This window comes from Streptomyces sp. NPDC102467, assembly GCF_044765445.1.
Lineage (GTDB): Bacteria > Actinomycetota > Actinomycetes > Streptomycetales > Streptomycetaceae > Streptomyces.
In genome coordinates this window covers 91,349-114,899 of sequence record NZ_JBIWKA010000001.1, presented here as the reverse complement: position 1 = coordinate 114,899, position 23,551 = coordinate 91,349, and the positions used below count along the sequence as shown (strand labels likewise).

General features: G+C 69.3%; 21 protein-coding genes and 1 riboswitch. Of the genes, 10 read left to right on the top strand and 11 right to left on the bottom strand.

Going from position 1 to position 23,551, the window contains the following annotated elements; genetic code table 11:
* Positions 1-268: 268 nt before the first annotated feature.
* Both ACIREE_RS00455 and ACIREE_RS00450 read right to left on the bottom strand, forming a co-directional pair.
* The gene (locus ACIREE_RS00455) at positions 269-1,570 is read right to left on the bottom strand and encodes a metallophosphoesterase (protein ID WP_404144439.1); all 1,302 of its coding nucleotides are present in this window, start codon (positions 1,568-1,570) and stop codon (positions 269-271) included.
* Positions 1,571-1,654: 84 nt separating this feature from the next.
* Positions 1,655-1,897 (bottom strand): SCO4848 family membrane protein, encoded by a 243-nt coding sequence (locus ACIREE_RS00450; RefSeq protein ID WP_404144437.1) that lies wholly within the window; start codon positions 1,895-1,897, stop codon positions 1,655-1,657.
* On the opposite strand from ACIREE_RS00450, the gene ACIREE_RS00445 reads away from it, so the two are divergent.
* Complete coding sequence (locus ACIREE_RS00445) at positions 1,836-3,323, top strand: D-alanyl-D-alanine carboxypeptidase (protein ID WP_404144435.1); 1,488 nt, start codon at positions 1,836-1,838, stop codon at positions 3,321-3,323. The genes ACIREE_RS00450 and ACIREE_RS00445 overlap by 62 nt on opposite strands.
* A 667-nt stretch (positions 3,324-3,990) precedes the next feature.
* On the opposite strand, the gene ACIREE_RS00440 is transcribed toward ACIREE_RS00445, so the two are convergent.
* From ACIREE_RS00440 to ACIREE_RS00425, 4 genes are all read right to left on the bottom strand, one after another.
* Positions 3,991-5,037, bottom strand: a complete 1,047-nt coding sequence (locus ACIREE_RS00440) for a YihY/virulence factor BrkB family protein (protein WP_404144434.1) — start codon at positions 5,035-5,037, stop codon at positions 3,991-3,993.
* Positions 5,038-5,051: 14 nt separating this feature from the next.
* Entirely contained in the window at positions 5,052-5,573 is a 522-nt protein-coding gene (locus ACIREE_RS00435; protein ID WP_404144432.1) for a GtrA family protein, read from the bottom strand.
* Between the two features lie 62 nt (positions 5,574-5,635).
* Positions 5,636-6,631 carry a decaprenyl-phosphate phosphoribosyltransferase gene (locus ACIREE_RS00430; protein WP_404145271.1) on the bottom strand — a complete coding sequence of 332 codons (996 nt, stop codon included), beginning with the start codon at positions 6,629-6,631 and terminating at the stop codon, positions 5,636-5,638.
* Between the two features lie 140 nt (positions 6,632-6,771).
* Positions 6,772-7,290, bottom strand: coding sequence for a phosphatase PAP2 family protein (locus tag ACIREE_RS00425; protein WP_404144430.1), 519 nt, complete (start codon positions 7,288-7,290; stop codon positions 6,772-6,774).
* Positions 7,291-7,659: 369 nt separating this feature from the next.
* Here ACIREE_RS00425 and ACIREE_RS00420 point away from each other — a divergent pair, with 369 nt between their 5' ends.
* The gene (locus ACIREE_RS00420; RefSeq protein ID WP_404144428.1) at positions 7,660-9,021 is read left to right on the top strand and encodes an FAD-binding protein; all 1,362 of its coding nucleotides are present in this window, start codon (positions 7,660-7,662) and stop codon (positions 9,019-9,021) included.
* A gap of 294 nt (positions 9,022-9,315) precedes the next feature.
* A complete protein-coding gene (locus tag ACIREE_RS00415; protein ID WP_404144426.1) occupies positions 9,316-10,071 on the top strand; it encodes a decaprenylphospho-beta-D-erythro-pentofuranosid-2-ulose 2-reductase in 756 nt (251 codons plus the stop codon).
* Between the two features lie 117 nt (positions 10,072-10,188).
* On the opposite strand, the gene ACIREE_RS00410 is transcribed toward ACIREE_RS00415, so the two are convergent.
* Both ACIREE_RS00410 and trpS read right to left on the bottom strand, forming a co-directional pair.
* Entirely contained in the window at positions 10,189-10,773 is a 585-nt protein-coding gene (locus tag ACIREE_RS00410) for a 2'-5' RNA ligase family protein (RefSeq protein ID WP_404144424.1), read from the bottom strand.
* A gap of 57 nt (positions 10,774-10,830) precedes the next feature.
* Positions 10,831-11,844 (bottom strand): tryptophan--tRNA ligase, encoded by a 1,014-nt coding sequence (gene trpS, locus ACIREE_RS00405; RefSeq protein WP_404144422.1) that lies wholly within the window; start codon positions 11,842-11,844, stop codon positions 10,831-10,833.
* Between the two features lie 220 nt (positions 11,845-12,064).
* Between trpS and ACIREE_RS00400 the strand changes: the two genes are divergently transcribed.
* Together ACIREE_RS00400 and ACIREE_RS00395 are read left to right on the top strand one after the other, a co-directional pair.
* Complete coding sequence (locus ACIREE_RS00400) at positions 12,065-12,664, top strand: RNA polymerase sigma factor (protein WP_404144420.1); 600 nt, start codon at positions 12,065-12,067, stop codon at positions 12,662-12,664.
* Positions 12,645-13,454 carry a hypothetical protein gene (locus ACIREE_RS00395; RefSeq protein WP_404144418.1) on the top strand — a complete coding sequence of 270 codons (810 nt, stop codon included), beginning with the start codon at positions 12,645-12,647 and terminating at the stop codon, positions 13,452-13,454. Before ACIREE_RS00400 ends, ACIREE_RS00395 begins: the two co-directional genes overlap by 20 nt.
* 1,008 nt (positions 13,455-14,462) lie before the next feature.
* On the opposite strand, the gene ACIREE_RS00390 is transcribed toward ACIREE_RS00395, so the two are convergent.
* On the bottom strand, positions 14,463-15,923 hold the full coding sequence (locus ACIREE_RS00390; protein ID WP_404144417.1) for a glycine hydroxymethyltransferase: 1,461 nt from the start codon (positions 15,921-15,923) through the stop codon (positions 14,463-14,465).
* A 61-nt stretch (positions 15,924-15,984) separates the two neighbouring features.
* A riboswitch (ZMP/ZTP riboswitch) is annotated at positions 15,985-16,071 on the bottom strand.
* Positions 16,072-16,258: 187 nt separating this feature from the next.
* On the opposite strand from ACIREE_RS00390, the gene rocD reads away from it, so the two are divergent.
* Both rocD and ACIREE_RS00380 read left to right on the top strand, forming a co-directional pair.
* Positions 16,259-17,446, top strand: a complete 1,188-nt coding sequence (gene rocD / locus ACIREE_RS00385; protein ID WP_404145269.1) for an ornithine--oxo-acid transaminase — start codon at positions 16,259-16,261, stop codon at positions 17,444-17,446.
* A gap of 260 nt (positions 17,447-17,706) precedes the next feature.
* Positions 17,707-18,558 carry a hypothetical protein gene (locus ACIREE_RS00380; RefSeq protein WP_404145268.1) on the top strand — a complete coding sequence of 284 codons (852 nt, stop codon included), beginning with the start codon at positions 17,707-17,709 and terminating at the stop codon, positions 18,556-18,558.
* Positions 18,559-18,820: 262 nt separating this feature from the next.
* Here ACIREE_RS00380 and ACIREE_RS00375 read toward each other — a convergent pair whose 3' ends face one another.
* Positions 18,821-20,566: a PLP-dependent aminotransferase family protein gene (locus ACIREE_RS00375; RefSeq protein WP_404144416.1), complete on the bottom strand. Its 1,746-nt coding sequence runs from the start codon at positions 20,564-20,566 to the stop codon at positions 18,821-18,823.
* 46 nt (positions 20,567-20,612) lie between these two features.
* On the opposite strand from ACIREE_RS00375, the gene ACIREE_RS00370 reads away from it, so the two are divergent.
* From ACIREE_RS00370 to ACIREE_RS00360, 3 genes are read left to right on the top strand one after another with little or no spacing between them, the layout of a single operon-like run.
* A complete protein-coding gene (locus tag ACIREE_RS00370) occupies positions 20,613-21,176 on the top strand; it encodes a carboxymuconolactone decarboxylase family protein (protein WP_404144415.1) in 564 nt (187 codons plus the stop codon).
* On the top strand, positions 21,173-21,622 hold the full coding sequence (locus tag ACIREE_RS00365) for a carboxymuconolactone decarboxylase family protein (protein WP_404144413.1): 450 nt from the start codon (positions 21,173-21,175) through the stop codon (positions 21,620-21,622). Before ACIREE_RS00370 ends, ACIREE_RS00365 begins: the two co-directional genes overlap by 4 nt.
* Complete coding sequence (locus tag ACIREE_RS00360; protein ID WP_404144411.1) at positions 21,616-22,410, top strand: isocitrate lyase/phosphoenolpyruvate mutase family protein; 795 nt, start codon at positions 21,616-21,618, stop codon at positions 22,408-22,410. The genes ACIREE_RS00365 and ACIREE_RS00360 overlap by 7 nt, the downstream gene beginning before the upstream one ends.
* Positions 22,411-22,578: 168 nt before the next feature.
* Here ACIREE_RS00360 and ACIREE_RS00355 read toward each other — a convergent pair whose 3' ends face one another.
* On the bottom strand, positions 22,579-23,550 hold the full coding sequence (locus tag ACIREE_RS00355; RefSeq protein WP_404144409.1) for an ABC transporter substrate-binding protein: 972 nt from the start codon (positions 23,548-23,550) through the stop codon (positions 22,579-22,581).
* Position 23,551: the final 1 nt, after the last annotated feature.

Below are 23,551 nucleotides of genomic sequence, written 5' to 3'. Positions count from 1 at the left end.
GACGGGAGCACTGAACCACAGGAGTTTGAGCCATGGGAAGAGAGGTGGAAGGAGAGGTCTGTGAGGTATCCGAGGCGTGAGACGTGTCGTTGGGCGTGAGTGGCGCCACGACGTTGGTTCACCGGTGCGCGCAGGGGTGCGTTCGGGGGTGCATGCGTACAGGGGTGCGTACGGGCCTGCGTGCAGGGGCGCGTGCGTACGGGGTGCGTACGGGGTGCGTACGGGCCTGTGGTCAGTGCTGTGCTCGGGGCTGTGCTCGGGCCTGCGTTCAGGTTTGCTTCGACGCGAGCTCTACGACCGTGATGTCGGACGGCGCCCCGACCCGGACCGGTGGCCCCCAGGCGCCCGCACCCCGGCTGACGTAGAGCTGGGTGTCCCCGTAGCGCTCCAGGCCTGCCAGCGTCGGGTTGCTCGCGTCGGCGATGAAGTTGCCGGGCCACAGCTGGCCGCCGTGCGTGTGCCCGGACAGTTGCAGGTCGACGCCGTGCCGCACCGCCTCGTGGATCATCACCGGCTGGTGGGCGAGGAGAACGGCGGCGCGGGACCGGTCGCGGTCGCCGAGCGCCTTCGTGTAATCGGGGCCCTCGTCGTAGTTCTCGCCGCTGATGTCGTTGACCCCCGCGAGGTCGAAGGCGCCCATCTCGACACGGGCGTTCTCCAACGGACGCAGCCCGATCTCGCGAACGTGCTCGACCCACGCGTCCGCGCCCGAGAAGTACTCGTGGTTTCCCGTGACGAAGAACGTGCCGTGCCGTGCGCGCAGCCGGGCGAGCGGAGCGACCGCCGGGGCGAGGTCCGCCACACTCCCGTCGACCACGTCACCGACGACCGCGATCAGATCGGGCTGCGTGGCGTTGATGGTGTCCACGACACGCTCGGCGAAGCCCCGCCCGAGCACGGGACCGAGGTGGATGTCGCTGACCACCGCGATCCTGAACCCATGGGCCGCACGCGGCAGTTTGGCCAACGGCACCGTGACCCGCTTCACCTTCGGCCCCCGCAATACGCCGTACGCGCCATTGCCCACGACGCCCACAGCGGCGACGGTGACGGCGGCCCCCACGGAGCGGGCGAGAAGCAGGCGGCGGGTGGGGGACGCGGCCGGGTCCGGGACCTGAGCTGTGGCCTGACTTGTGGCCTGACTTGTGGCTCGACCCGGGACTTGGGCTTCAGTTTGGGGTTCCGTCTGGGGCCGGGGGTCGGCTTGGGCCGGGCCTTCCGCGGCCGCGGCGGGCGGCGCTGCCGACCGGGGCCGGTCGAGTACACGCCGCAACAGAGGCCGCACAACCTCCCCCACCAGCAACGCGAGCACCAGATAGATCGAGAACGCCATCCACAGGAACCCCGGCCACGCCAGAATCCGCTGCACAAGAAACGGCGCCCCGGCCCGCTCCGCGGCCACCGCCGCGAACATCAGCACCGGCCCGCCCACGAACACCGCCGTGCCCAGGCGTCTCGGCCACCCGGGCCCCGCCGTCGTGTCCCGCACGAGACGACGCCACGCGTAGTAATGCAGCCCCGCGAACGCCGCGAGCGCGGCAAGAGCGATCAGCACAAAGACAACGACCATGACCCCGCCCGCCCGTTCAGCCTGTCCCGCCCGTTCAGCCCGTTCAGCCCGTTCAGCCCGTTCAGCCCGTTCAGCCCGTTCAGCCTATGAGGTCCGCCGCAGAGCACGCACTCCACGGAACCCGATGCCTCCCACCACCGTCCCCAAGACAAAGGAGACGACGGCGAGCGTCAGATGCACCCAGAAGTACGCCGTCGGGTCACCGGCGTCGTCGAAGGCGAGGCCGCTGCCGTCCTTCCACAGGTTCTTGACGAAAGTGATCCAGATGATCCAGCTCCACACCCCGAAGGCGAGCAGGAACCAGGAGACGGAACGGCTGAGCTTCATGCGTTCAGTATCGCCAGCCGCCTTCGCGCGCCGCCGCCGGGGTGGGGCCCGAGAGACACAGAACACCTCGGCGGAGACATACGGGCCGGGTACATGTACGTTCTCGTCCGTGCCTGCCTCCCATGCGTCGTACATGTCCTACATGAAGAAGTCCGCACAGCTCACGCGCGCGACGAGCTCCCTGCGCTCCACGCTGCTCACGACTTCCGCGGTCCTGCTCACGGTCACCGCCCTGTCCCTGACGGCGGCGCTCCCCGCGTCCGCCAAGGACCAGCCGGACGACAAGCCGTCCAAGAACTCCGCGAAGGCCAAACCCCCGGCCGACATGTCGAAGATCGGCGGCGAGCTGCTCGGGAAATCGGGCACCCAGGTGAAACTGGGGGCCGGCGCCCCCGTCCTGCCCAAGGACCTCACCGCCAAGTCCTGGATCGTCACGGACGCCGAATCGGGCAACGTGCTCGCCTCGCACAACGCGCACTGGAAGCTGCCCCCCGCCAGCACCCTCAAGATGCTCTTCGCGGACACGCTCCTCCCCAAGTTCCCGAAGACCACGACGCACAAGGTCCTCCTTTCCGACCTCGCCGGCATGGGCGCGGGCTCCAGCCTCGTCGGCGTCAAAGAGGACTACACCTACACCGTGCACGACCTGTGGCTCGGCGTCTTTCTGCGCTCCGGCAACGACGCGGTGCACGTCCTGTCCGCGATGAACCACGGCGTCCCGCAGACCGTCAAGGACATGCAGGCCCACGCCCAGGAACTCCAGGCCGACGACACGCACGTCATCAGCCCCGACGGCTACGACGCCCCCGGCCAGTACTCCTCCGCCTATGACCTCACCCTCTTCGCCCGCTCCGGACTGCAGAAGAAGGACTTCCGCGAGTACGCCGCCACGGCCACCGCTCAGTTCCCCAAGGAGCAGAAGAAGGGGAAGACCACCGAACGCTTCGCCATCCAGAACACCAACCGCCTCCTCACCGGCGACGTGGGCCTCAACCCCTACAAGGGCATCGCCGGCGTCAAGAACGGCAACACCACCAACGCGGGGGCCACCTTCACCGGCGTCGCCGAACGCAACAACAAGGTCCTCCTCGTCACCGTCATGAACCCCGACTCCACCGAGAGTCAGGCCGTCTACAAGGAGACCGCCCGCCTCCTCGACTGGGGCTTCCAGGCCAACGGCAAGGTCACCCCTGTCGGCACCCTCGTCCCCCCGAAGAGCGCCACACCCCCCGGCTCCGACACCGCCGGCGCGGCCAGCCCCCAGGGCGACGCGGGCCCCGCAAAGCCCGCCGCCCACGCCTCGGTCTCCACAGGCGGCTCCAGCGGCGTCGGTATGGCCCTCGCCATCACGGGCGGCATCCTGGTCGTCCTGGCCGGCGCGGTCTACGCCGTCCGCAAGAAGTGGCCGATCCGAACAAAGTCCTGAGCGAATCCGGAACCCGGGCCTCGTCCGAACTGAGCTGGATTCGCGTCGAGTAGCGCCGGGTTCCGCTTGAACTGGGGCCGAGTCCGGCTGGGCGGAGTCGGGCAAGAGCTGGACCGACCCGGGCCGACCGATCCGTGCACCTGCACACGTACCTGCACTGAAGCCACCCGAACCGGGAAACCACCTGAGCCGGGCGGAGCCGAGCGGAGCCGAGCGGAGGGGACGCGAGGCCGGCCGGGCCCGGAGCAGGCCGGACGCAGAGCCGGCCGGAGGCAGAGCCGAGCGGACGCGGGGCCAGCCGGGGGCAGAGCCGAGCGGACCCGGAACCGGCCGGGGGCAGAGCCGAGCGGACCCGGAACCGGCCGGGGGCAGAGCCGAGCGGACCCGGAGCAGGCCGGACCCGGAGCAGGCCGGACCCGGAGCAGGCCGGACCCGGAGCAGGCCGGACCCGGAGCAGGCCGGACCCGGAGCAGGCCGGAGGGGCTGACCGGACTGGGGTCACGCCGGGTGCGTCACGGCTCCGGGGTCCAGAGGCCCCGCTAGCCGGATCCTCGTACAGCTCCGCAGATCCGGCGCTTCCCCGGTTCGCCCACCAACCCGGCGATCCCCCGCCTCCCGCCCCGGGCCCTTACGCCTCGCAGGTCGACGAGCAGACCGAAGAAGCGGGTCAACTCTTCGCCGCCGAACCTCTATCGGTACCGGCCCCGGGTGCGACGGAACTCCCTCCAGGACTTGAGTCGGCAGCACCACTGCCTCCAGCAACATCAGCAGCCCCAACACCAATGGTGCCGGAGTCGCGGGCGTCACCAGAGTCATCGACCCCGGGGACGTCCTCCTCCCCCTTCTGCGCGGCAGCCTTCTGCGCGGCAGCGCGACCGGTCGCGGTCCACGCCGAACAGAACAACACCAGCTTCGCCGTGAAGTTGATCCACAGCAGCAACGCGACCGGCGTGCCGAACGCCCCGTACATGCTCTTCGCCGCGACGCCCTTCATATAGCCGCCGAGCAACAGCTTCAGCAATTCGAACCCGGCCGCCCCGATCAGCGCCGCCGTCACCAGATCCCGCCGCGGCGGCTGCACCCCGGGCAACAACGTCAGCACGTACAACAGCAGCAGGAAGTCCGCCAGTACCGCGATCCCGAACGCCAAGACCTGCAACAGCGCCCCGCCCCACCCCTCTCTGTCGATCCCCAACTGATCCGCCGTCCACCCCACCGCCGTGGACGCCACCGTCGACGCCACCAACGACGCGAGCCCCGCACCCCCGAGCCCTACCAGCACTCCGGCGTCCTTCGCCTTGCGCAGGAGCGGGTTCTCCTCGCCGTCCGGGAGCTCCCACACGGTCCGCAGGCAGCCCCTCATCGACCCGACCCACCCGACACCGGTGAACAGCAGCAGCGCACCGGCCACGATCCCGATCGTCCCCGCGTTGTCGATCAGCGCCCCGAGGTCCAGCTGGTCGGCGATTCCCGGAACTTGCTCGCTGATCTTCGACTCGAGCTTGTTCTGCTGATCGGTGCCGAGTGTTCCGGCGGCGATCGCGGCGGCCACGGTGAGGAGCGGAAACAACGCCAGGAAGCTGATGAAGGTCATCGCCGCCGCGAGCCGCGCCCAGATCACCTCGTCCAGCCGCTCGTAGGCCTTCCAGGCATGGGTCCGCATCAGCCAGCCGACCAACGGCCCGACAACGGGGAGTTTCTTCAGCCAGTCCATGATCCCAGCCTGCCCTAATTGACCGGTTCGACCGGTCTCGCTCCGACCGGCCTGTCGTCGGCCGGCCCCTGACTCGGTCTCGTACCGAAGGCCAGAGTCCGGGTACCCCAGAACCGCAGCACCGTGGCCAGGGCCATCCCGACCCCGGCCCCCGAAATCGTGTCCGCCCGAGGCGAGGTGAGACCCAAGGCGTAGTGCGACACCGCAATGCACAACAGCTGCACCAGGGCCCCCGCCACGTTCACCGCGAAGAACACCCCGCACTGCCGCAGCCGCGACGCCCGGAACGTCCTTCTGCGGTACGTTCCCAGCGCGTTCCCCAGGAACGCCACCGAGCATCCGGCCACGAACGACAGCGCTTTGGCGGAGATCGGATCCATCCCGGCCGACCCGCGCAACCACACGAAGATCCCCAGGTCAACGGCGTACGCACAGACCCCAGCCGTCGCGAATCCCACCAACTCGGGCCCCAGCTCCCGCACCCGCACCTCCGCTCGGCCCCACACCCCCGCTCCCCTCCTCCCTTCCGCTCCCACGCCTCCTGCTCCCTCCGCCGCGCTCATCACGCCCTTGCTCGCCATTCCCTGCCCCGCCGCCCTCACCAGTCCGCGACCGCGAGTCCGTACATCGCCAGCCACACGATCCCGATCACCGCCAACGCCCTGTCCCGCAACACCACGTCCTCCGGTTCACCCGCCGTGCCCCGGTCGGCAAAGACCGCATATCTGAGAACCGCGACAATGAACGCCACCATCGACAACTGCCGCCACGGCAGCAGGCTGCTGCGCGCGACTCCCCCTTCCTCCATCGCCCACAGGCAGTACGCGAGCACGGCCACCCCAGCCGCCAACTGCCATACGAACCGCAGGTACCCCGTCGTGTACTCGGTCAGGAGGGCCCGCGTGACCCCCGCACTGCCGGCCATCTGGACCGCCTCGGAGTACCGCTTCGCCGAGACCATGAACAGGGCGCCGAAGCCTGTGGTGATCAGGAACCAGCGCGACAGCGGAATGCCGAGCGCAAGCCCCCCGATCATCGCCCGCATCAGGAACCCGGTGGTCACCACGACCAGGTCGACGACCAGCACGTGCTTGAGACTGATGCAGTACGCCAACTGCATTCCGACATAGGCCGTCAGCAGCGCCGCGGTCGTCGGATTGCACAGCACCGCCGCCACGGCGGGCGCGAGCACCGCCAGCGTCCCCCCGACGGCATAGGCGACCGGTACGGGTACCAGTCCCGCCGCCACCGGCCGGTTCCGCTTCACCGGGTGTGCTCGATCCGCCTCGGCGTCCCGCGCGTCGTTGATCAGGTACACCGCCGAGGCCGCCGCCGTGAACAGCGTGAAAATCACCGCCAGTTGAAGCAGCGCATGCCGCGCGAACAACTCCCCCGCCGCCGCAGGCGCGGCCACCACCAAGACGTTCTTCACCCACTGTTTCGGCCGCGCCGTCCAGAACAACCCGGCAGACAGCCCGAACGGCGACGCTCCCCTCGCCGTCGGCACCGGTTCACGCGGCCGCTCCAGTACCGCCGTGGCGACTCCGCCGGCTCCAACCGCCCCGACGAGCCGAGCTGCGCTCCCGCTCACCATCCCTTCCTCACCCCCCTGTCGGTTCTGTCCCTCGCCGAGCGCCCCGCGGGCGTCCAACCCGTTCAACTCGTTCAACTCGTCTGCCTTGCCCGCCGCTTCTGCCCCCCTGCTTCGCTGCTCCGCCCTCTTCATGCGCTCCGTCACCGCGCCTCGCCCCCTACCATCCAGCGCGCCCCGAGCCGTGCCGTGAGCGCGCCCAGCGCCGCGCCCGCCACGACGTCGGAGGGGTAGTGCACGCCGACCACCATCCGCGAGACGCACACCGCTGCAGCCAACGGTGGGACCAGACGCGCCCCCACCGGCCTCAGCGCCCCGTACGCGACCACCGCGGCAGCCGCCGACGTCGCATGCGAGCTGGGGAACGAGTGCCTACCCGCCGTCCGCACCAGCGGCTCGATGCCTACCTCCACCCTTGGCCGCGGCCTGCGCACCACCCGCTTCACGCCCATGCTGGTGAGATGCGCCCCGGCAGTGAGCGCCGTCCCGCGCAGCCACGCCGGGCGCCGCTCACGGTCGGCGGCGGCCCCCAGCAGGCCGACGGCCAGCCACAGCGCCGCGTGCTCCCCGGCCCAGGACAGCGCCCGCGCCGCCACGGCCACACGCCGGTCGGTGCCACAGTCGCGCAGTGCCGACAGCAATCGGCGGTCCATGTCATCCATGTGGCTCACTTTGAATCCCAAAACACCTACAGCTTGGGCATTTTAGGATGACACCCGATCAATCACCCGTTTCGGGGAGGAATAGCTAGATTTAGGGCCAATCCTCCTTCTTGGGGCGATACGGTCGCGCACATGGCTGCCGACCCTGTCTCCACCCCCACTTCCGTACCCGCACCTGTCGCCGCCCCCCTGTCCGGCCCCGCATCCGCGCCCGCACCACCGGCGCCGGCTGCGACCCCACCGGCGCCCTCCTCGGCCTCGGCGCCAACGTCCACTCCTGCTCCTGCTCCTGCTCCTGCTCCTGCTCCGGTCCAGGTTCAGGTTCCGGCCCCGGTTCAGGTTCCGGCCTCAGTTCAAGTTCCAGCCTCGATGCCTGGGTACGACACCGTGCCCGTCACCGGCTGGGGGCGCACAGCCCCCACATCCGCGTATCTGGTGCGTCCCCGCTCCTACGAGGAGACCGTGGCAGCGATCCGGGAATGCGCTGCGCCCGGCCGCCGGGGCGGCATTGCCCGTGGCTTGGGGCGGGCTTACGGAGACGCGGCGCAGAACGCGGGCGGCGCCGTCCTGGATATGACCGGCCTGAACCAGATCCACGCCATCGACGCCGCCGGCGGCGCCGTGCTGTGCGACGCGGGGATCTCACTGCACAAGCTGATGGAAGTACTCCTTCCTCTGGGCTGGTTCGTCCCGGTGTCCCCGGGCACCCGCTTCGTCACGGTCGGCGGGGCGATCGGCGCCGACATCCACGGCAAGAACCACCACGTCTCCGGGTCCTTCTCCCGCCACGTCCTCGCGCTGGAACTCCTCACCGCCGACGGTGAGATCCGGGTCGTCGAGCGTGGCACCGAGCTTTTCGACGCCACAACCGGGGGCATGGGGCTGACCGGGGTCATCCTCACAGCCACGGTTCAACTACAGCGCGTGGAAACCTCGTTGATGTCCGTCGACACCGAACGCGCTGCGGACCTGGACGACTTGATGGCCCGCCTCACCGCCACCGATCACCGCTACCGCTATTCGGTCGCCTGGATCGATCTGCTGGCGCGCGGAGCCGCGATGGGCCGCTCCGTCCTCACCCGCGGGGATCACGCCCCACTGGAGGCCCTGCCCGCCCGTGTGCGGCATGCCCCTCTGGCCTTCCACCCAGGCCGGCTGCCCTCCGCTCCCTCTTTCCTGCCGGAAGGTCTGCTGGGCCGTACCTCCGTCGGCCTCTTCAATGAGCTGTGGTACCGCAAGGCACCGAAATCCCGGGTCGGTGAAATCCAGAAACTGTCGACGTTCTTCCACCCCCTCGATGGCGTCCCCCACTGGAACCGTATTTACGGGCGCAGCGGATTCGTGCAGTACCAATTCGTCGTCGGGTACGGGAAGGAAGAATCACTTCGCCGCATTGTGGAACGCATCTCTGACCGTCGCTGTCCTTCCTTCCTCGCGGTACTCAAGCGGTTCGGCGAAGGGGACCCCGGCTGGCTGTCCTTCCCCATGCCGGGATGGACTCTCGCTCTCGACATCCCGGCGAGCCTGCCAGAACTCGGCGTGTTCCTCGACGAACTCGACGAGGAGGTGGCCGCTGCGGATGGGCGCATCTATCTCGCCAAGGACTCCCGGCTACGCCCCGAACTGCTCTCCGCGATGTATCCACGGCTGGAGGATTTCCGCTCCCTGCGCGCACGGCTGGATCCACGCGGCGTGTTCCGCTCGGACCTGTCGCGACGACTGAATCTTTGAGCCTCGGCAGAGCACGGGCCATGCGCTGCATCCACCTGCGAACGCCTCCGCACGTCTTTCCACTCCCCTTCGCCATCCGGCCTGATCGCGCGTCGCGCAACTCGCCCATTCCCATTCCCATTTGGAACTCCGCTCTGTCTCGGGGCGGAACCTCCGCGCCCTCGTCACTTTTGATACACCGCTCGAGCCGATCAGGTTCCCGATCCTGATCCTCGATTTCCGTGCTCGGGCCGCCGACGGCCCACACCCCGGCACACCACCACTCAGTTCTCGTCCCATTGGAGTTGAATTTTCATGAAGGACGCCTTCGGCACCCCCCAGTCCCTGCTCATCCTCGGCGGCACGTCCGAGATCGCACTCGCGACAGCCCGCCGGCTCGTTGCCCGGCGCACCCGCACCGTGTGGCTCGCGGGCCGCCCGTCCCCCGCCCTTGAAAGCGCCGCGGCGCACCTTCGCGATGTGGGCGCCGACGCCCGCACCGTCCCGTTCGACGCCCTGGACCCGGAATCCCACGAGGAGACGCTGGGTAAGATCTTCGCCGAAGGCGACATCGACATGGTGCTGCTGGCCTTCGGCATCCTCGGCGACCAAGCCCGCGACGAGGGCGAGCCGATGGCGGCGGTGCGTGTCGCGCAGACCAATTACACCGGCGCGGTCTCGGCCGGTCTGATCTGTGCGCGAGCGTTGCAGGCCCAGGGGCACGGCTCGCTGGTGGTGCTGTCGTCGGTCGCGGGTGAGCGGGCCCGTCGTGCCAATTTCATCTATGGGTCGAGCAAGGCAGGTCTCGACGCGTTCGCACAGGGGCTGGGCGACGCGCTGCACGGCACAGGCGTCCACGTCATGGTGGTGCGGCCCGGATTCGTGCGATCGAAGATGACGGCAGGCATGACCGAGGCGCCGATGGCCACGACGCCGGAGGTGGTGGCGCAGGCCATCGAGGCAGGGCTCCGGCGCCGGTCTGAGACGGTCTGGGTGCCGGGAACACTGCGGGTGGTCATGTCGGCGCTGCGACACGTACCGCGGCCGGTGTTCCGCAGGCTCCCGGTCTGACACTCCTGCGCGGGGCACGCTGAGCGGTGCGTCCCCCGGTCGATTCGTCGGGAGCCAGTTCCTCCCGAGCTATCAGGGTGACGCCGCCCCTCTGCGTGGAACGCTGTCCAGCCCGGATCAGCGTGCGGGGAGCCGGCGCCCGCGCGTCGTGCGGTCAGGGGCCTGTGCCGGAAACGTGGACTTGCCGAAGGTGAAATCCCTCAGCCGTCGCCAGATACCGTCCGCGCCCTGCTCGTAGAGAGAGAAGCCATTGCACGGCCAAGCCGCCTCGTAGTCGGCGAGTTCCTCGAAGGCGTGGTCCATCGCCTCCTCGGCGATGCCGTGCGCCACGGTGACATGCGGGTGGTACGGGAACTGCAGTTCGCGTGCGACGGGCCCCGACGCGTCCCGCACCTGCCTCTGCAGCCAGGTGCACGCCTCGGCGCCCTCGACGACCTGCACGAACACAACGGGCGACAGCGGACGGAAGGTTCCCGTGCCTGAGAGGCGCATGGCGAAGGAACGCCCCGAGCCCGCGACCTCCAACAGATGTGCCTCGATCGCCGGCAGGTCCCCGGCCTCCACCTCGGTCGGCGGGAGCAGGGTGATGTGCGTGGGAATACCGTGCGCTGCGGGGTCGCCGAAGCCCGCACGCCGCTCCTGGAGCAGGCTGCCGTGAGGCTCCGGGACCGCGATCGAAACACCGATCGTTACGGTCCCCACGTCATGCTCCTGTCGTCGTGTGGTGGGCGTGCGGGCGAGACGTGCGCTGCTTCGGGTTCAGTGCTTGGCCGGCAGGAAGCCGATCTTTTCGTACGCCTGGGAAAGAGTCTCGGCGGCGACGGCCCGCGCCTTCTCCGCCCCCTTGGCCAGGATCGAGTCGAGCGTCTCCGGGTCGTCCAGGTACTCCTGGGTACGGGCCCGGAACGGCGTCACGAAGTCCACCATGACCTCAGCCAGGTCCGTCTTGAGGGCACCGTACATCTTGCCCTCGTACTTCTGCTCCAGTTCCGGGATACCGGTGCCGGTGAGGGTGGAGTAGATGGTGAGCAGGTTGCTGACACCCGGCTTGTTCACCGCGTCGTAACGGATCACGGTGTCGGTGTCGGTGACCGCGCTCTTTACCTTCTTGGCGGTGGCCTTCGGCTCGTCGAGAAGGTTGATGAGGCCCTTGGGCGTCGACGCCGACTTGCTCATCTTGATCGACGGGTCCTGAAGGTCGTAGATCTTGGCCGTCTCCTTCAGGATGTACGGCGCCGGGATCGTGAAGGTCTCCCCGAAGCGGCCGTTGAAGCGCTCGGCCAGGTCGCGCGTCAGCTCGATGTGCTGGCGCTGGTCCTCACCGACCGGAACCTGGTTGGCCTGATAGAGGAGGATGTCCGCGACCTGCAGGATCGGGTAGGTGAAGAGTCCGACGGTCGCACGATCGGCGCCCTGCTTGGCAGACTTGTCCTTGAACTGCGTCATGCGGCTTGCCTCACCGAACCCTGTGAGGCAATTCATGACCCAGCCGAGCTGAGCGTGCTCGGGAACATGGCTCTGGACGAACAGCGTGCAGCGATCCGGGTCGAGACCGGCGGCCAGAAGCTGGGCGGCGGCGAGCCGAGTGTTCGCGAGCAGCTCCTTCGGGTCCTGCGGAACCGTGATCGCATGCAGGTCCACCACCATGTAGAAGGCGTCGTGAGACTCCTGCAACGCCACCCATTGGCGGACGGCACCGAGGTAGTTGCCGAGGTGGAACGAGCCTGCGGTGGGCTGGATACCGGAGAGCACGCGGGGACTATCAGAGGCCATGCCCCTCATTCTCTCAGGTGTCTCTCATTGCTCGGGCCCAGGTGCACGACGCGTGCACACAGCGTGCGGAAGACGTGCACCCAAGCACAGGCCGAGGCGTGACGGACTGTGAGAACTCGTGCGGGACGGGTGGGAACCGATCGCTGTCGGCCGGTGTATCAAAGGTGTGAGGCCACAGGGGGAAGTCCTGGAGGGGGGCCGCGTCGTCGACGAGGGTGCGGTGATCGCCCGCGTGCGCGCCGGAGAGCCGGAGGCGTACGCGGAGTTGGTCCACGCCTTCACCGGAGTGGCCCTGCGGGCCGCGGTGGCGCTGGGCGCGGGAGCGGATGCGGAAGACGTGGTGCAGCAGTCCTTCTTCAAGGCGTACTGCAGCTTGGGACGGTTCAGAGACGGCTCGGCGTTCAGGCCGTGGCTGCTCAAGATCGTCGCCAATGAGACGAGGAACACAGTGAGAACGGCAGGGCGGCAACGCTCCGTCGCCGGCCGGGAGGCCGCCATGGTCGAGGCCGATCCACTGATACCGGAGACGGCCGATCCAGCGGTCGCAGCGGTCGAAATAGAGCGCCGCTCCGAGCTGCTCCGCGCCTTGGAGCGACTGAGCGAGGAGCATCGGCTCGTCGTCACCTATCGCTATCTGTTGGAAATGGACGAGTCGGAGACGGCGCAAGCGCTCGGCTGGCCGCGCGGCACGGTCAAGTCCCGCCTCAATCGCGCGCTGCGCAAACTCGGCCAGTTGTTGCCCGCGGGACAGGAGCCTGCCTCGGTACCGACGCAGCGGCTGGGGAAGGGAGGTGACAAGCGTGGGCGAGCGACGCGATGACGAGCCAGGGCTACCTGACGAACTGCGATCGCTGGGCAGACTCATGGAGGGCCCCGAAGGCGCGGGCGAGACGATGGCGGAGCGCGTGCTACGCCAGATACTCGCCGAGCATGTCCCCACGCCGGTCGTCGAGCCACAGGGCCTAAGAGGGATCCTTTATCGGATACGACACTGGGCGCGGACGCGCTGGCGAGCTCTGGCCGCTGCGCTGTGCGGGGTGGCGACGATCGTCGTGTTCACGCCTCCCGTGCGGGCGGCGGTGACGGAGTGGTTCAGTTTCGGCGGAGTCGAGGTGCATTACGACCCGTCGGCAGCGCCGGAAGGCGACGCCCATATTCCGGGCTGCGGTGTCTCTCTCTCCCTTGACCAGGCCGTGCGCCGGGCCGGTTTCCAACCGTTGTTCCCAGCCGAGCTGGGGACGCCCGACGCGATCACGGTCACCCACGAGCCCGACGACCGGTCCCTGCTCACCCTGTGCTGGCACAGCGCGGGCGGCACCATACGGCTCGACGAGTATCCGGCCTACCTCGACCTCGCCTTCACCAAGACGGTCCCGCTCCGTCCGCGATGGGTGACGGTGGACGGTGACACCGGGCTGTGGTTCCAGCAGGAGCACCTGCTGAGTTTCTGGATGTACGACGAGCACGGCAAACAGTGGAGGCGGTCGGCGCGCACGACGGGGCCGACCCTGCTGTGGAGGCGCGGCGCCGATCTCACGCTGCGGTTGGAAGGCATCACGTCCGCCGAGGAGGCGCTGAAGATCGCGAAGTCGGCGCGCGATCCACGCTAGAGCTTCTCCGCGCACCTGGTTCTTTGGCATGTGCCGAGGGGCCAGGCGGCGGGCCCCTGCGGCAAGATCCGCCGGCCACGCTCCGGCGGCCACGGACGAAAAGACAGCCCGCCGAATCGGGAACCCCGACGGTTCGAGCGGTGTACCAGAAGTGAACCGGCACGGAGGAGCCGTGCCGGAACCGATCGGGGGTCCGGATGCATACGTTACGAAGAGTAGGTGCGCTGGTCACAGGGCTGGCTGCCGCATTGATCATGATCTTGTGGAGTGGCTCCCCAGCACTGGCCGGTGGACCTACGAGCGTCCTCGTCGTTTCGCCGGAGAGCAAGCAGAGCGCGTCGCTCTATTTCAGCGACAAGAGGTACGGGCGGCTGAGCAGCCTGCTCGGACAGCCGGGCGAAGGGCAGGAGAAGCTGCCGCCCGAGCTCGGTGTCGGCGCGGGGCGGCAGCTCAACATGACCTGGCTGCTCCACGATGTGCAGCCATGGCGGGTGGATCGCGTCTATCCGGACACACCGGGCATCAGGACGGTCTGGATATACACGTCCACGGGCATCCCCAAAACGTTCAGCGGCTACTGGCACAGGGCTGAGAAGCCGACCGAGTTGCGATCTCTGCTGCACAAGCTGGACGTGATGGGCAAGCGATCGCCCGGCGGGGCTCCTCCCATATTTCCGGACCCTGAGGCATCCGGGTTCCGTGCGGCAGCAGTTCCCGGAGCTGCCACCAGCGCGCTTGCCCCGGCCGCAGCGACGGCTCAGGGCAGAGGCGTCGACTGGTGGTGGACATTCCCCGGCCTGGCCGCCGGAGCAGCGGCGGCTCTGCTGTTGCGACCGCTGGTGGTGCGGCTGTCTGCCTCGTCGCCATCGGCTCGCAGACGCAGGGAGCCAGGCCCTCGGCAGGAGCTGCGGGACCTACGACCGGCTGGAGCGCAGGCCCCTGGATCGGCAGAGGCACCGGCGCCGCCTCCATCCCACGGTGGGCCCGTCCGGAGGCGGCTGCCGGGGCTCAGGTGAGGTCGACGCCCGGGTAGAGCGGGAAGCCGGAGAGAAGGTCGGCAGCCCGGTGAGAGACCTCGTCGGCGACCTTGGCGTCCAGGACGTGCTGTGCCTTGGAGGCGGCGCCCTTGCTGGTGATGCCGGGCTCGGTAGCCGTGAGGACACGGTCGATGAGTGCGGCGATCTCGTCCATCTCGGCCGCGCCCAGACCACGGGTAGTGAGGGCAGGGGTGCCGATGCGGATACCGGAGGTGTACCAAGCACCGTTCGGGTCGGCCGGGATGGCGTTGCGGTTGGTGACGATGCCGGAATCAAGAAGCGCGGACTCGGCCTGTCGGCCGGTCAGACCATAGGAGGTGGCGACATCGATCAGATTCAGGTGGTTGTCCGTTCCACCGGTGACGAGAGTGGTTCCGCGCCGGATGAGGCCCTCGGCGAGGGCGCGGGCGTTGCCGACGACGGCCTGTGCGTAGCCGCGGAAGTCGGGGCGTCGAGCTTCGGCGAGGGCGACGGCCTTGGCTGCCATGACATGCGGAAGCGGTCCGCCCAGCACCATCGGGCAACCGCGGTCGACCTGGTCGGCGAGCGAGTCGTCGCACAGGACCATGCCGCCGCGCGGGCCGCGCAGCGACTTGTGGGTGGTCGTGGTGACGATCTGGGCGTGCGGCACCGGGTCGAAGTCTCCGGTGAGGACCTTGCCGGCGACGAGACCGGCGAAGTGTGCCATGTCGACCATCAGCGTCGCCCCGACCTCGTCGGCGATCTCCCGCATGATGCGGAAGTTCACCAGGCGCGGGTAGGCGGAGTAGCCGGCAACGATGATCAGCGGCTTGAACTCGCGGGCGGTGGCGCGCAGCGCCTCGTAGTCCAGGAGTCCGGAAACCGGGTCGGTGCCATAGCTGCGCTGGTCGAACATCTTGCCGGAGATGTTGGGCCGGAACCCGTGGGTGAGGTGGCCGCCGGCGTCCAGGGACATGCCGAGCATGCGTTGGTTTCCGAAGGCCTGACGCAGTTCGGCCCAGTCGGCGTCGGACAGGTCGTTCACGTTGCGTACGCCGGCCCGCTGCAGGGCGGGGGCTTCGACGCGGTCCGCGAGGACGGCCCAGAAGGCGACGAGGTTGGCGTCGATACCGGAGTGCGGCTGCACGTAGGCGTGCTGGGCGCCGAAGAGCTCGCGGGCGTGGTCGGCGGCCAGGGACTCGACGGTGTCGACGTTGCGGCAGCCCGCATAGAAGCGACGGCCGACGGTGCCCTCGGCGTACTTGTCGCTGAACCAGTTGCCCATCGCCAGCAGCGTGGCCGGAGAGGCGTAGTTCTCACTGGCGATCAGCTTGAGCATCTCGCGCTGATCGGCGATCTCCTGGCCGATGGCGTCGGCGACCCGGGGCTCCACGCTCCGGATCACGTCGAGGGCGCTACGGAAGGCGACGGTCTCTGTGGACAGGGGGGAGGAATGAGTGGGCTCTGGCATGGCGGACCTCCGGGACGGGTTCTCCCCGGCCCGACCGGAGTCGGGCACATAGGGCGGAGCACGGTTCGGCCCAGGCGCACGGCACTCAGTTCGCGGGCCGCTCCCCGATGGTCGGTCCCATCCCAGCGCGCCAGTCACGGCCCGGAAATCACCCTACCGGGCACGCCGGTGCGCGAGGTTTCCACGTCCATGATGCGAGCGACGATAGGAAAGGGCTACAAACCCGTCTCGCGCCGCAAGAGCCGCAAGGCCTTCAGAGCCGTAAGAACGGAGATCCCGTGACTTCTGTGACTTCCGCCCACACCCCCGAGGATCCGCGCGCCTCGTCGGAGGGCTTGATCGCTGCCTCCGACGAGCACAGCGCGCACAACTATCACCCGTTGCCCGTCGTGGTCGCCACAGCGGAGGGCGCCTGGATGACGGACGTCGAGGGCGGCCGCTATCTGGACATGCTCGCCGGGTACTCCGCGCTCAACTTCGGGCATGGAAACCGACGGCTGATCGAGGCCGCCAAGGCCCAGCTGGAGCGAGTCACCCTGACCTCGCGGGCCTTCCATCACGACCGGTTCGCCGAATTCTGTACGCGGCTCGCCGAGCTGTGCGGCATGGAGATGGTGCTGCCGATGAACACGGGGGCGGAGGCGGTGGAGACCGCGGTGAAGACCGCCCGTAAGTGGGGGTACAGGGTCAAGGGAGTGCCGGACGGGCGGGCACGGATCGTGGTCGCGAGCGACAACTTCCACGGACGGACGACGACGATCGTCAGCTTCTCCACGGATCAGGAGGCACGAGCGGATTTCGGTCCGTACACGCCGGGGTTCGACATCGTCCCGTACGGGGACCTGGCGGCACTCCGAGAGGCGGTCACCGAGGACACGGTGGCGGTCCTCCTGGAGCCGATCCAGGGTGAGGCGGGGGTGCTGGTGCCGCCGGCCGGATACCTCGCGGGAGTTCGGGAACTGACGCGCGAACGCAGCGTGCTGTTCATCGCGGACGAGATCCAGTCGGGGCTCGGGCGGACAGGACGAACGTTCGCCTGCGAGCACGAGGGCGTGGTGCCCGACATGTATGTGCTGGGCAAGGCGCTCGGGGGTGGCGTCGTACCGGTATCGGCGGTGGTGTCCAGCAAGGCGGTGCTGGGAGTGTTCCGGCCGGGGGAGCACGGGTCGACCTTCGGCGGTAATCCGCTTGCTTGCGCTGTGGCACTCGAGGTGATCGCGATGCTGCGTGGCGGGGAGTTCCAGCAGCGGGCCGCGGAGCTTGGCGAGCATCTGCACGCCGAGCTGGGCCTGTTGACCGGCACGGGCAAGGTGACGGAGGTACGGGGCCGCGGGCTCTGGGCGGGCGTCGACATCGATCCGGCGTACGGGACGGGCCGGGAGATCTCGGAGAAGTTGATGGGCCGGGGTGTGCTCGTCAAGGACACCCATGGCTCCACGATCCGGATCGCTCCGCCCTTGGTGATCAGTAAGGAGGATCTGGACTGGGGGCTCGATCAGCTCCGTGCGGTACTTGGCGCGTGAACGGCAGCGCCCGGAGACATCCGACAGTTCCTTGACACCTGAAGAGTGATAGCGCCCTGGAAGGCGCCGACCCCGGAGCCGGGACCGGGGTCGGCGGTGCGCGGCCCCGGCGGGGCGCAGAGCCCGTCGAAGCCGGCAAGAGGGCCGACCCCTGGTGGCAGCACCCCTCATCACCGGCCCCTGCCTCCTCGGCTGCCGAACCTCGGGCGGAGAGAATGAGCCAACCCCTCTTCCTCTAAAGTCGCTTTGTGCCTCTTGGAATGTTTTGCGCGCTGGGATCCGCGATCTGCTTCGGGACGGCCTCGGTGCTTCAGGCGATGGCGGCACGGGCGGCCGAGCCCGGGACCGGATCAGGAGTGGATACAGCACTGCTGATGCGGGCGTTGCGGCAGTGGCGATACCTCGTGGGGCTCGGATTCGACGGGCTGGGATTCGTGCTGCAGGTCGTGGCGTTGCGGTCCCTTCCGATCTACGCCGTTGGAGCAGCGCTCGCCGCAAGCCTTGCGGTCACCGCGGTAGTAGCCGCACGGCTCCTGCACGTGCGGTTGAGCGGCGCGGAGTGGGGGGCGGTGGGAGCCGTCTGCGCAGGGCTGGCCATGTTGGGGCTGGCGTCAGGGGCCGAGGGTGAGCGAGCCGGTTCGGATGCGCTGCGGTTCGCGATGCTCGGGGTGGCGGTCGGGGTGCTGCTGATCGGGGCCGGAGCAGGCCGGTTGCCCGGGCGAGGCCGGGCCCTGGCGTTGGGGCTCGGGTCGGGGTTCGGGTTCGGGGTGGTCGAGGTGAGCGTGCGGCTCATCGACGACATGTCGCCGGGGGCGCTGCTGTCGAATCCGGCGACGTATGCACTGTTGGTGGGGGGTGGGGCGGCGTTTCTCTTGCTGACGTCGGCGTTGCAGCGCGGGTCGGTGACGGTGGCCACGGCCGGGATGGTTGTCGGGGAGACGGTGGGTCCGGCGCTGGTTGGAGTGGTGTGGCTCGGGGACCGGACGCGGTCGGGGCTCGCATGGCTGGCGGTATTGGGGTTCGCGGTCGCGGTTGTGGGGGCGCTGGCCCTGGCCCGGTTCGGCGAGGCGCCGACGATGGGGGATGCGGAGCCGGCCCAGGTAGGTGAGTAGGAAGGAAAGCGGCAAAGTTTCGAGCCCCGGCCTCAAACGCGACCCCTGACCTCCACCACCCCCCTGGCCTCAACCCTGGCCCCGGCTCCCCGGCCCGGGCTCCCCTATCTCGGCTTCTCGGCTTCTCGGCCCCGGCCCGGCGGCCCCGGCCCGCTTACGTCCCTGGCCCCGAGTGCCCACCACCCACCGCCCGGCCCCAACCTCGCCACCCGCCACCCGCCGCCCGCCCCAAGCCCCGGCGCCGAGCTCCCGTCGGCCTCCGTCACGGCAGCACCCGGCACAACGCGTCCAGGGCGCCGGCCCAAGCGTGGTCGGGCGGGGTGCCGTAGCCGACCACCAAGGCGTCGAGCGGGGCCGACGAGGCGGCGGCGTTCTCGTGCCGGAGGCTGGAGAGGCCTGCGACGCCCAGGCGCTGCCAGGCGGCGGCGCGGACCACGGACTGTTCGGTGCCGGGCGGGAGTTGCAGGACCGCGTGCAGCCCTGCGGCGATGCCGGTGGCGTGGACCGAGGGAGCGTGTTCGGCCAGGGCGGCGACGAGTTGGTCGCGGCGACGGCGGTAGCGCAGGCGGGCGCTGCGCAGATGACGGTCGTAGGCACCGGAGTTCAGGAACTCGGCGAGGGTCAGCTGGTCGAGGACGCCGCACGACCAGTCAGTGGTCCCCTTGGCTTCGATGACCTCATCGGCGAGCCCCGCGGGCAGGACCATCCAGCCCAGCCGCAGCCCGGGGGCGAGTGACTTGCTCGCCGTGCCGAGGTAGACCACGCGCTCCGGGTCGAGTCCCTGGAGGGCGCCTACAGGTTGGCGGTCGTAGCGGAATTCGCCGTCGTAGTCGTCCTCCAGGATCAGTCCCCCTGTACGGCGCGCCCAGTCGACGACGGCAACACGCCGGTCCGGGTGCAGCGGCACGCCCGTGGGGAACTGGTGGGCGGGCGTCAGCAGGGCCGCGCCGACCGCCGCGCTCCCGCCGACTCCGCGGATGTCTCCTGCCCCGAGCGCCCCTGCCGCTACCCCTACGGCACCGGCACCGGCACCGGCACCGGCAACGGGCCCCGCGCCCAACACCGCCACCAAACCCACACCGGCACTCGCACCCGCACCCGCACCCGCACCCGCACCCGCACCCGCACCCAGGGACACACTGGCCCCCGACCCCACACCCGCACGCCCTTCCCCATCTTCCTCAGGCCCCGTTGCCCGAGACCCCGCTCCCAGAGACCCCGTTGCCAAAGACCCCGTTGCCCCGGCCAGGCCTACGCCCGGAGACGCCGCACCCGCCTCCCAGGTGTCCAACTCCGCTGTAACTGTGCCGAGTTCATCGAGGGGGAGGGGGTGGGTGCGTAGGTTCGCGCGGGTCAGGACGTTCCAGTGAACGTCGAGGCCGTAGCTCTCCACGGCGACGTCGCGCACGCCCCGGCGGCGCAGGACGTCGCCGAGCAGCATCAGGCCGTGCACGAAGCCGGCGCAGACGACGATGCGGTCGGGGTGGGTGTGCACGCCCCGGGCCCGGGAGAGGTAACCGGCGAGGGCGGTGCGCAGTTCCAGGCGGCCGCGCGGGTCGCCATAGCCGAGTGCTTCGTTCGGGGCCGCGGTCAGGGCACGCCGGGCTGCCTTGAGCCACTCGATACGAGGGAAAGAGGCCAGGTCGGGGGTGCCGGGGTGCAGGTCGTGGAGGAGCCCGCCGGGGGCCCGGCGGCCGGGGGCCGGGGCCGGGCGGGGGGCCTCGACGGGGCGTTCGGCGACCCGGGTGCCGGAGCCCTGGCGGGCAGTGAGCCAGCCTTCCGCGACGAGGTCGGCGTAGGAGTCGGCGACGGTGTTGCGGGCGATGCCCAGGTCGACGGCGAGGGTGCGTGAGGCGGGCAGTCGGGTGCCGGGGGCAAGGCGTCCGCCGCGTACGGCCTCCCGGAGCGCGTCGGTAAGGCCCCGGCGCAGGCCGGAGCCGGTGGGCTCGATGTGGAGGTCGATGCCGAGTGACTGTCCGGAGGGCGAAGTGGCCCAGGGGTCTGCCATGGGAATGGACCATACCCCTGGGCTAATCCCTTCGTAGGCTCGAAGCATGACGACGCACGAGAGCAGGACACAAGAGAGCACCGAAACCACGACGGACGCCGCCACCGGCGTCGCCCCCGCCTCCACCGGCAAGGAATACATGCATGAGCACACGCCTCGGCTCGACTGGGCGCAGCTCGCGCCCGAGGTGTTCAAGGCGATGGTCCGGCTCGACGCGGCGGCTCGTCAGGGGCTCGACCCGGTGACGTACGAGCTGGTCAAGATCCGCGCCTCGCAGATCAACCACTGTGCGCTCTGCCTGGACATGCATTCCAAGGAAGCGCTGGCCGCGGGCGAGAGCGTGGAGCGGATCATTCAGCTCGCCGCCTGGGAAGAGTCGAAGCACTTCTACACCGAACGGGAGATCGTCGCGCTCGAGCTGACCGAGGCGATCACGGTACTCACGGACGGCTTCGTTCCGGACGAGGTGTACGAGAAGGCGGCGAAGCTCTACGACGAGCGGGAGCTGAGCCAGTTGATCGCGGCGATCACCACGATCAACGCGTGGAACCGGTTCGGTGTCTCCACGCGTCAGGCCCCTGGGCACTACAAGGCGGGGGACTTCAAGTGAACGCGCGCACGACCCAGTTGGATCCTGGCGTCCGCAATGCGATGGCCGCCTTCAGCGCGGCCGCGAAGAAGGGGCTCGGGGATCCAGTGCTCGCGGAGCTGGTGATGATCCGGGCTTCGCAGATCAACGAGTGCGCGTTCTGTCTGGACATGCACGTCGACATCGCCGTCGGGAAGAACGGGGAGAGCGCGAAGCGGATCGCGCTGCTCAACGCATGGCGCGAAGCCGGTGAGTTGTACAGCGAGAAGGAGCGGGCGGCGCTCGCGCTGACCGAGGCGGTGACGGTCCTCACGGAGGGGTTCGTGCCCGACGAGGCGTACGAGCTCGCCGCCAAGCACTTCAGTGAGACCGAACTGGCCCACCTCATCGCGGCGATCACCGTGATCAACAGTTGGAACCGGCTGATGGTCAGTCGTCGCATCGAACCCGGAGGACCCGCATGGTGAACCCGGAGCAGTCGCAAGGGGCCGCGGCCCCCGTGGACGTCCTTCGCGCCCTGCATCGTGACCGCTCGCCCGGTGACCCGTTGATCCTGCCCGGGCCGTGGGACGCGGCGAGTGCGCGTGTCTTCGAGGAGGCCGGGTTCCCGGCTCTGGCGACGCCGAGCGCGGGGGTCGCGGCGTCGCTCGGGTACGAGGACGGACAGACTCCGGCGGACGAGATGTTCGCCGCCGTGGCCCGGATCGTGCGGTCGGTGTCGGTGCCCGTCTCCGCGGACATCGAAGCCGGGTACGGAATCGCGCCGAAGGAGCTCGTGGAGCGGCTGCTGGAGACCGGGGCCGTCGGGTGCAACCTCGAGGACTCCTACGCGGACCCGCAAGCTTCCCCCTCCGGACCGGGCCGGCCGCACCAGGACCTTGTCCTCAAGGACGCCCGGCAGCAGGCCGACTGGCTGGCCGAGGTGCGGGCGGCGGCAGGCGACCGGATCGTGCTCAACGCGCGGATCGACGCGTTCCTCGTCAAGGGCGTCGACAATCCGGTCGAGGAGGCGATCGAGCGGGCGGGGTTGTTCGTGGCCGCGGGTGCGGACTGCGTGTACCCGATCGGGGCGCCGGCCGAGGTGCTGCCGCGTCTGCGGGCCGAGATCGAGGGGCCGATCAACGTCGGGGCGCCACCCGGGGGGCCTTCGCCGCGCGAGTGGGGCGAGTTGGGGGCGACGCGGATCACGTTCGGGCCCGGATTGCAGCGGCGGGCGGCCGCCGCACTGCGGGACATCGCGGACACCATCGCCTGACCCCAGGCCCAGCCCAGCCCAATCCCGCCGCTCCACCCCACCCCACTCCGCCCCACCCCACTCCGCCCCATTCCCCGTCCCGTCCCGCCCCGTCCCGCCCCGTCCCGCACACAGCTGTGCCGGGTGCCCCCGTCAGGAAAGGCACCCGGCACCGTAGAACCTGCCCGGTTACTTGGGCAGCCACGCCTTCCATGTGGAGCGGTGACCGTCGATCCACTTCTTCGCCGCTTCGTCCGGCGACAGTTTCTGCTCGGCGATCAAGAGGGAGACCTCGTTCTGGTCCTCCGTCGTCCAGTGGAACTTCTTCAGGAGGGCCGCGGCCTTGCCGCCGCTCTTGGCGAAGTCGGCGTTGAGGTACTTCTGCAGCGGGGTCTGCGGGTAGGCGCAGGAGACCTTCTTCGGATCGGCGTCGCAGCCCTCCTTGTAGGCGGGCAGCTTCACCTCGGTCATCGGCACCTTCTTGAAGAGCCACTGCGGCTGGTACCAGTACGTCAGGAACGGCTTCTTCTGCTTGGCGAACTGCTTGATCTGGGTGATCTGGGCGGCTTCGGAGCCGGAGAAGACGACCTGGTAGTTCAGCTTCAGGTTCTGGACCAGGGCCTTGTCGTTCGTGACGTAGGACGGGGAGCCGTCCAGCAACTGCCCCTTGCCACCGCTCTCCGCGGTCTTCAGCTGAGCGGCGTACTTGTTGAGGTTCTTGTAGTTCGTGACGTCGGGGTGCTGCTTGGCGAAGTACGTGGGGACGAACCAGCCGATGTGTCCGGTGACGCCGAGGCCGCCGCCGTTCTCGATGGTCTTCTTGTCCTTCACGTAGCGCTGTTCCTGTTCGGGGTGGCCCCAGTCCTCCAGGATCGCGTCGACGCGGCCCTGGCTGAGGGCGTCCCAGGCGGGGACCTCGTCGACCTGGACGGTGTCGACGCGGTAGCCGAGTTCGTGCTCCAGGAGGTACTGGGCGACGGCGACGTTGGCCTGGGCGCCGACCCAGGACTGGACGGAGAGGGTCACTGTCTTGGCGCCCTGGGCGTTGGCGTACGGAGACGCCTGCTTGGTCATGTCGGCGGCCCCGCAGCCGGTGACGACCAGCAGTGCGCCGGCGCCGGCAACTGCCGCGCAGGTCCTACGAGTTCGGGTTCCGGGCATG

Bases quoted from the DNA above. Each gene is read 5' to 3' on its own strand.
- ACIREE_RS00455 (WP_404144439.1), bottom strand. From the start codon at position 1,570: ATGGTCGTTGTCTTTGTGCTGATCGCTCTTGCCGCGCTCGCGGCGTTC.
- ACIREE_RS00430 (WP_404145271.1), bottom strand. From the start codon at position 6,631: ATGGTGAGCGGGAGCGCAGCTCGGCTCGTCGGGGCGGTTGGAGCCGGC.
- ACIREE_RS00370 (WP_404144415.1), top strand. From the start codon at position 20,613: ATGACGACGCACGAGAGCAGGACACAAGAGAGCACCGAAACCACGACG.
- ACIREE_RS00450 (WP_404144437.1), bottom strand. From the start codon at position 1,897: ATGAAGCTCAGCCGTTCCGTCTCCTGGTTCCTGCTCGCCTTCGGGGTG.
- ACIREE_RS00425 (WP_404144430.1), bottom strand. From the start codon at position 7,290: ATGGATGACATGGACCGCCGATTGCTGTCGGCACTGCGCGACTGTGGC.
- trpS (WP_404144422.1), bottom strand. From the start codon at position 11,844: ATGGCCTCTGATAGTCCCCGCGTGCTCTCCGGTATCCAGCCCACCGCA.
- ACIREE_RS00440 (WP_404144434.1), bottom strand. From the start codon at position 5,037: ATGGACTGGCTGAAGAAACTCCCCGTTGTCGGGCCGTTGGTCGGCTGG.
- ACIREE_RS00375 (WP_404144416.1), bottom strand. From the start codon at position 20,566: ATGGCAGACCCCTGGGCCACTTCGCCCTCCGGACAGTCACTCGGCATC.
- ACIREE_RS00445 (WP_404144435.1), top strand. From the start codon at position 1,836: ATGATCCAGCTCCACACCCCGAAGGCGAGCAGGAACCAGGAGACGGAA.
- ACIREE_RS00380 (WP_404145268.1), top strand. From the start codon at position 17,707: ATGTTTTGCGCGCTGGGATCCGCGATCTGCTTCGGGACGGCCTCGGTG.
- ACIREE_RS00420 (WP_404144428.1), top strand. From the start codon at position 7,660: ATGCCTGGGTACGACACCGTGCCCGTCACCGGCTGGGGGCGCACAGCC.
- ACIREE_RS00360 (WP_404144411.1), top strand. From the start codon at position 21,616: ATGGTGAACCCGGAGCAGTCGCAAGGGGCCGCGGCCCCCGTGGACGTC.
- ACIREE_RS00355 (WP_404144409.1), bottom strand. From the start codon at position 23,550: ATGCCCGGAACCCGAACTCGTAGGACCTGCGCGGCAGTTGCCGGCGCC.
- ACIREE_RS00415 (WP_404144426.1), top strand. From the start codon at position 9,316: ATGAAGGACGCCTTCGGCACCCCCCAGTCCCTGCTCATCCTCGGCGGC.
- ACIREE_RS00390 (WP_404144417.1), bottom strand. From the start codon at position 15,923: ATGCCAGAGCCCACTCATTCCTCCCCCCTGTCCACAGAGACCGTCGCC.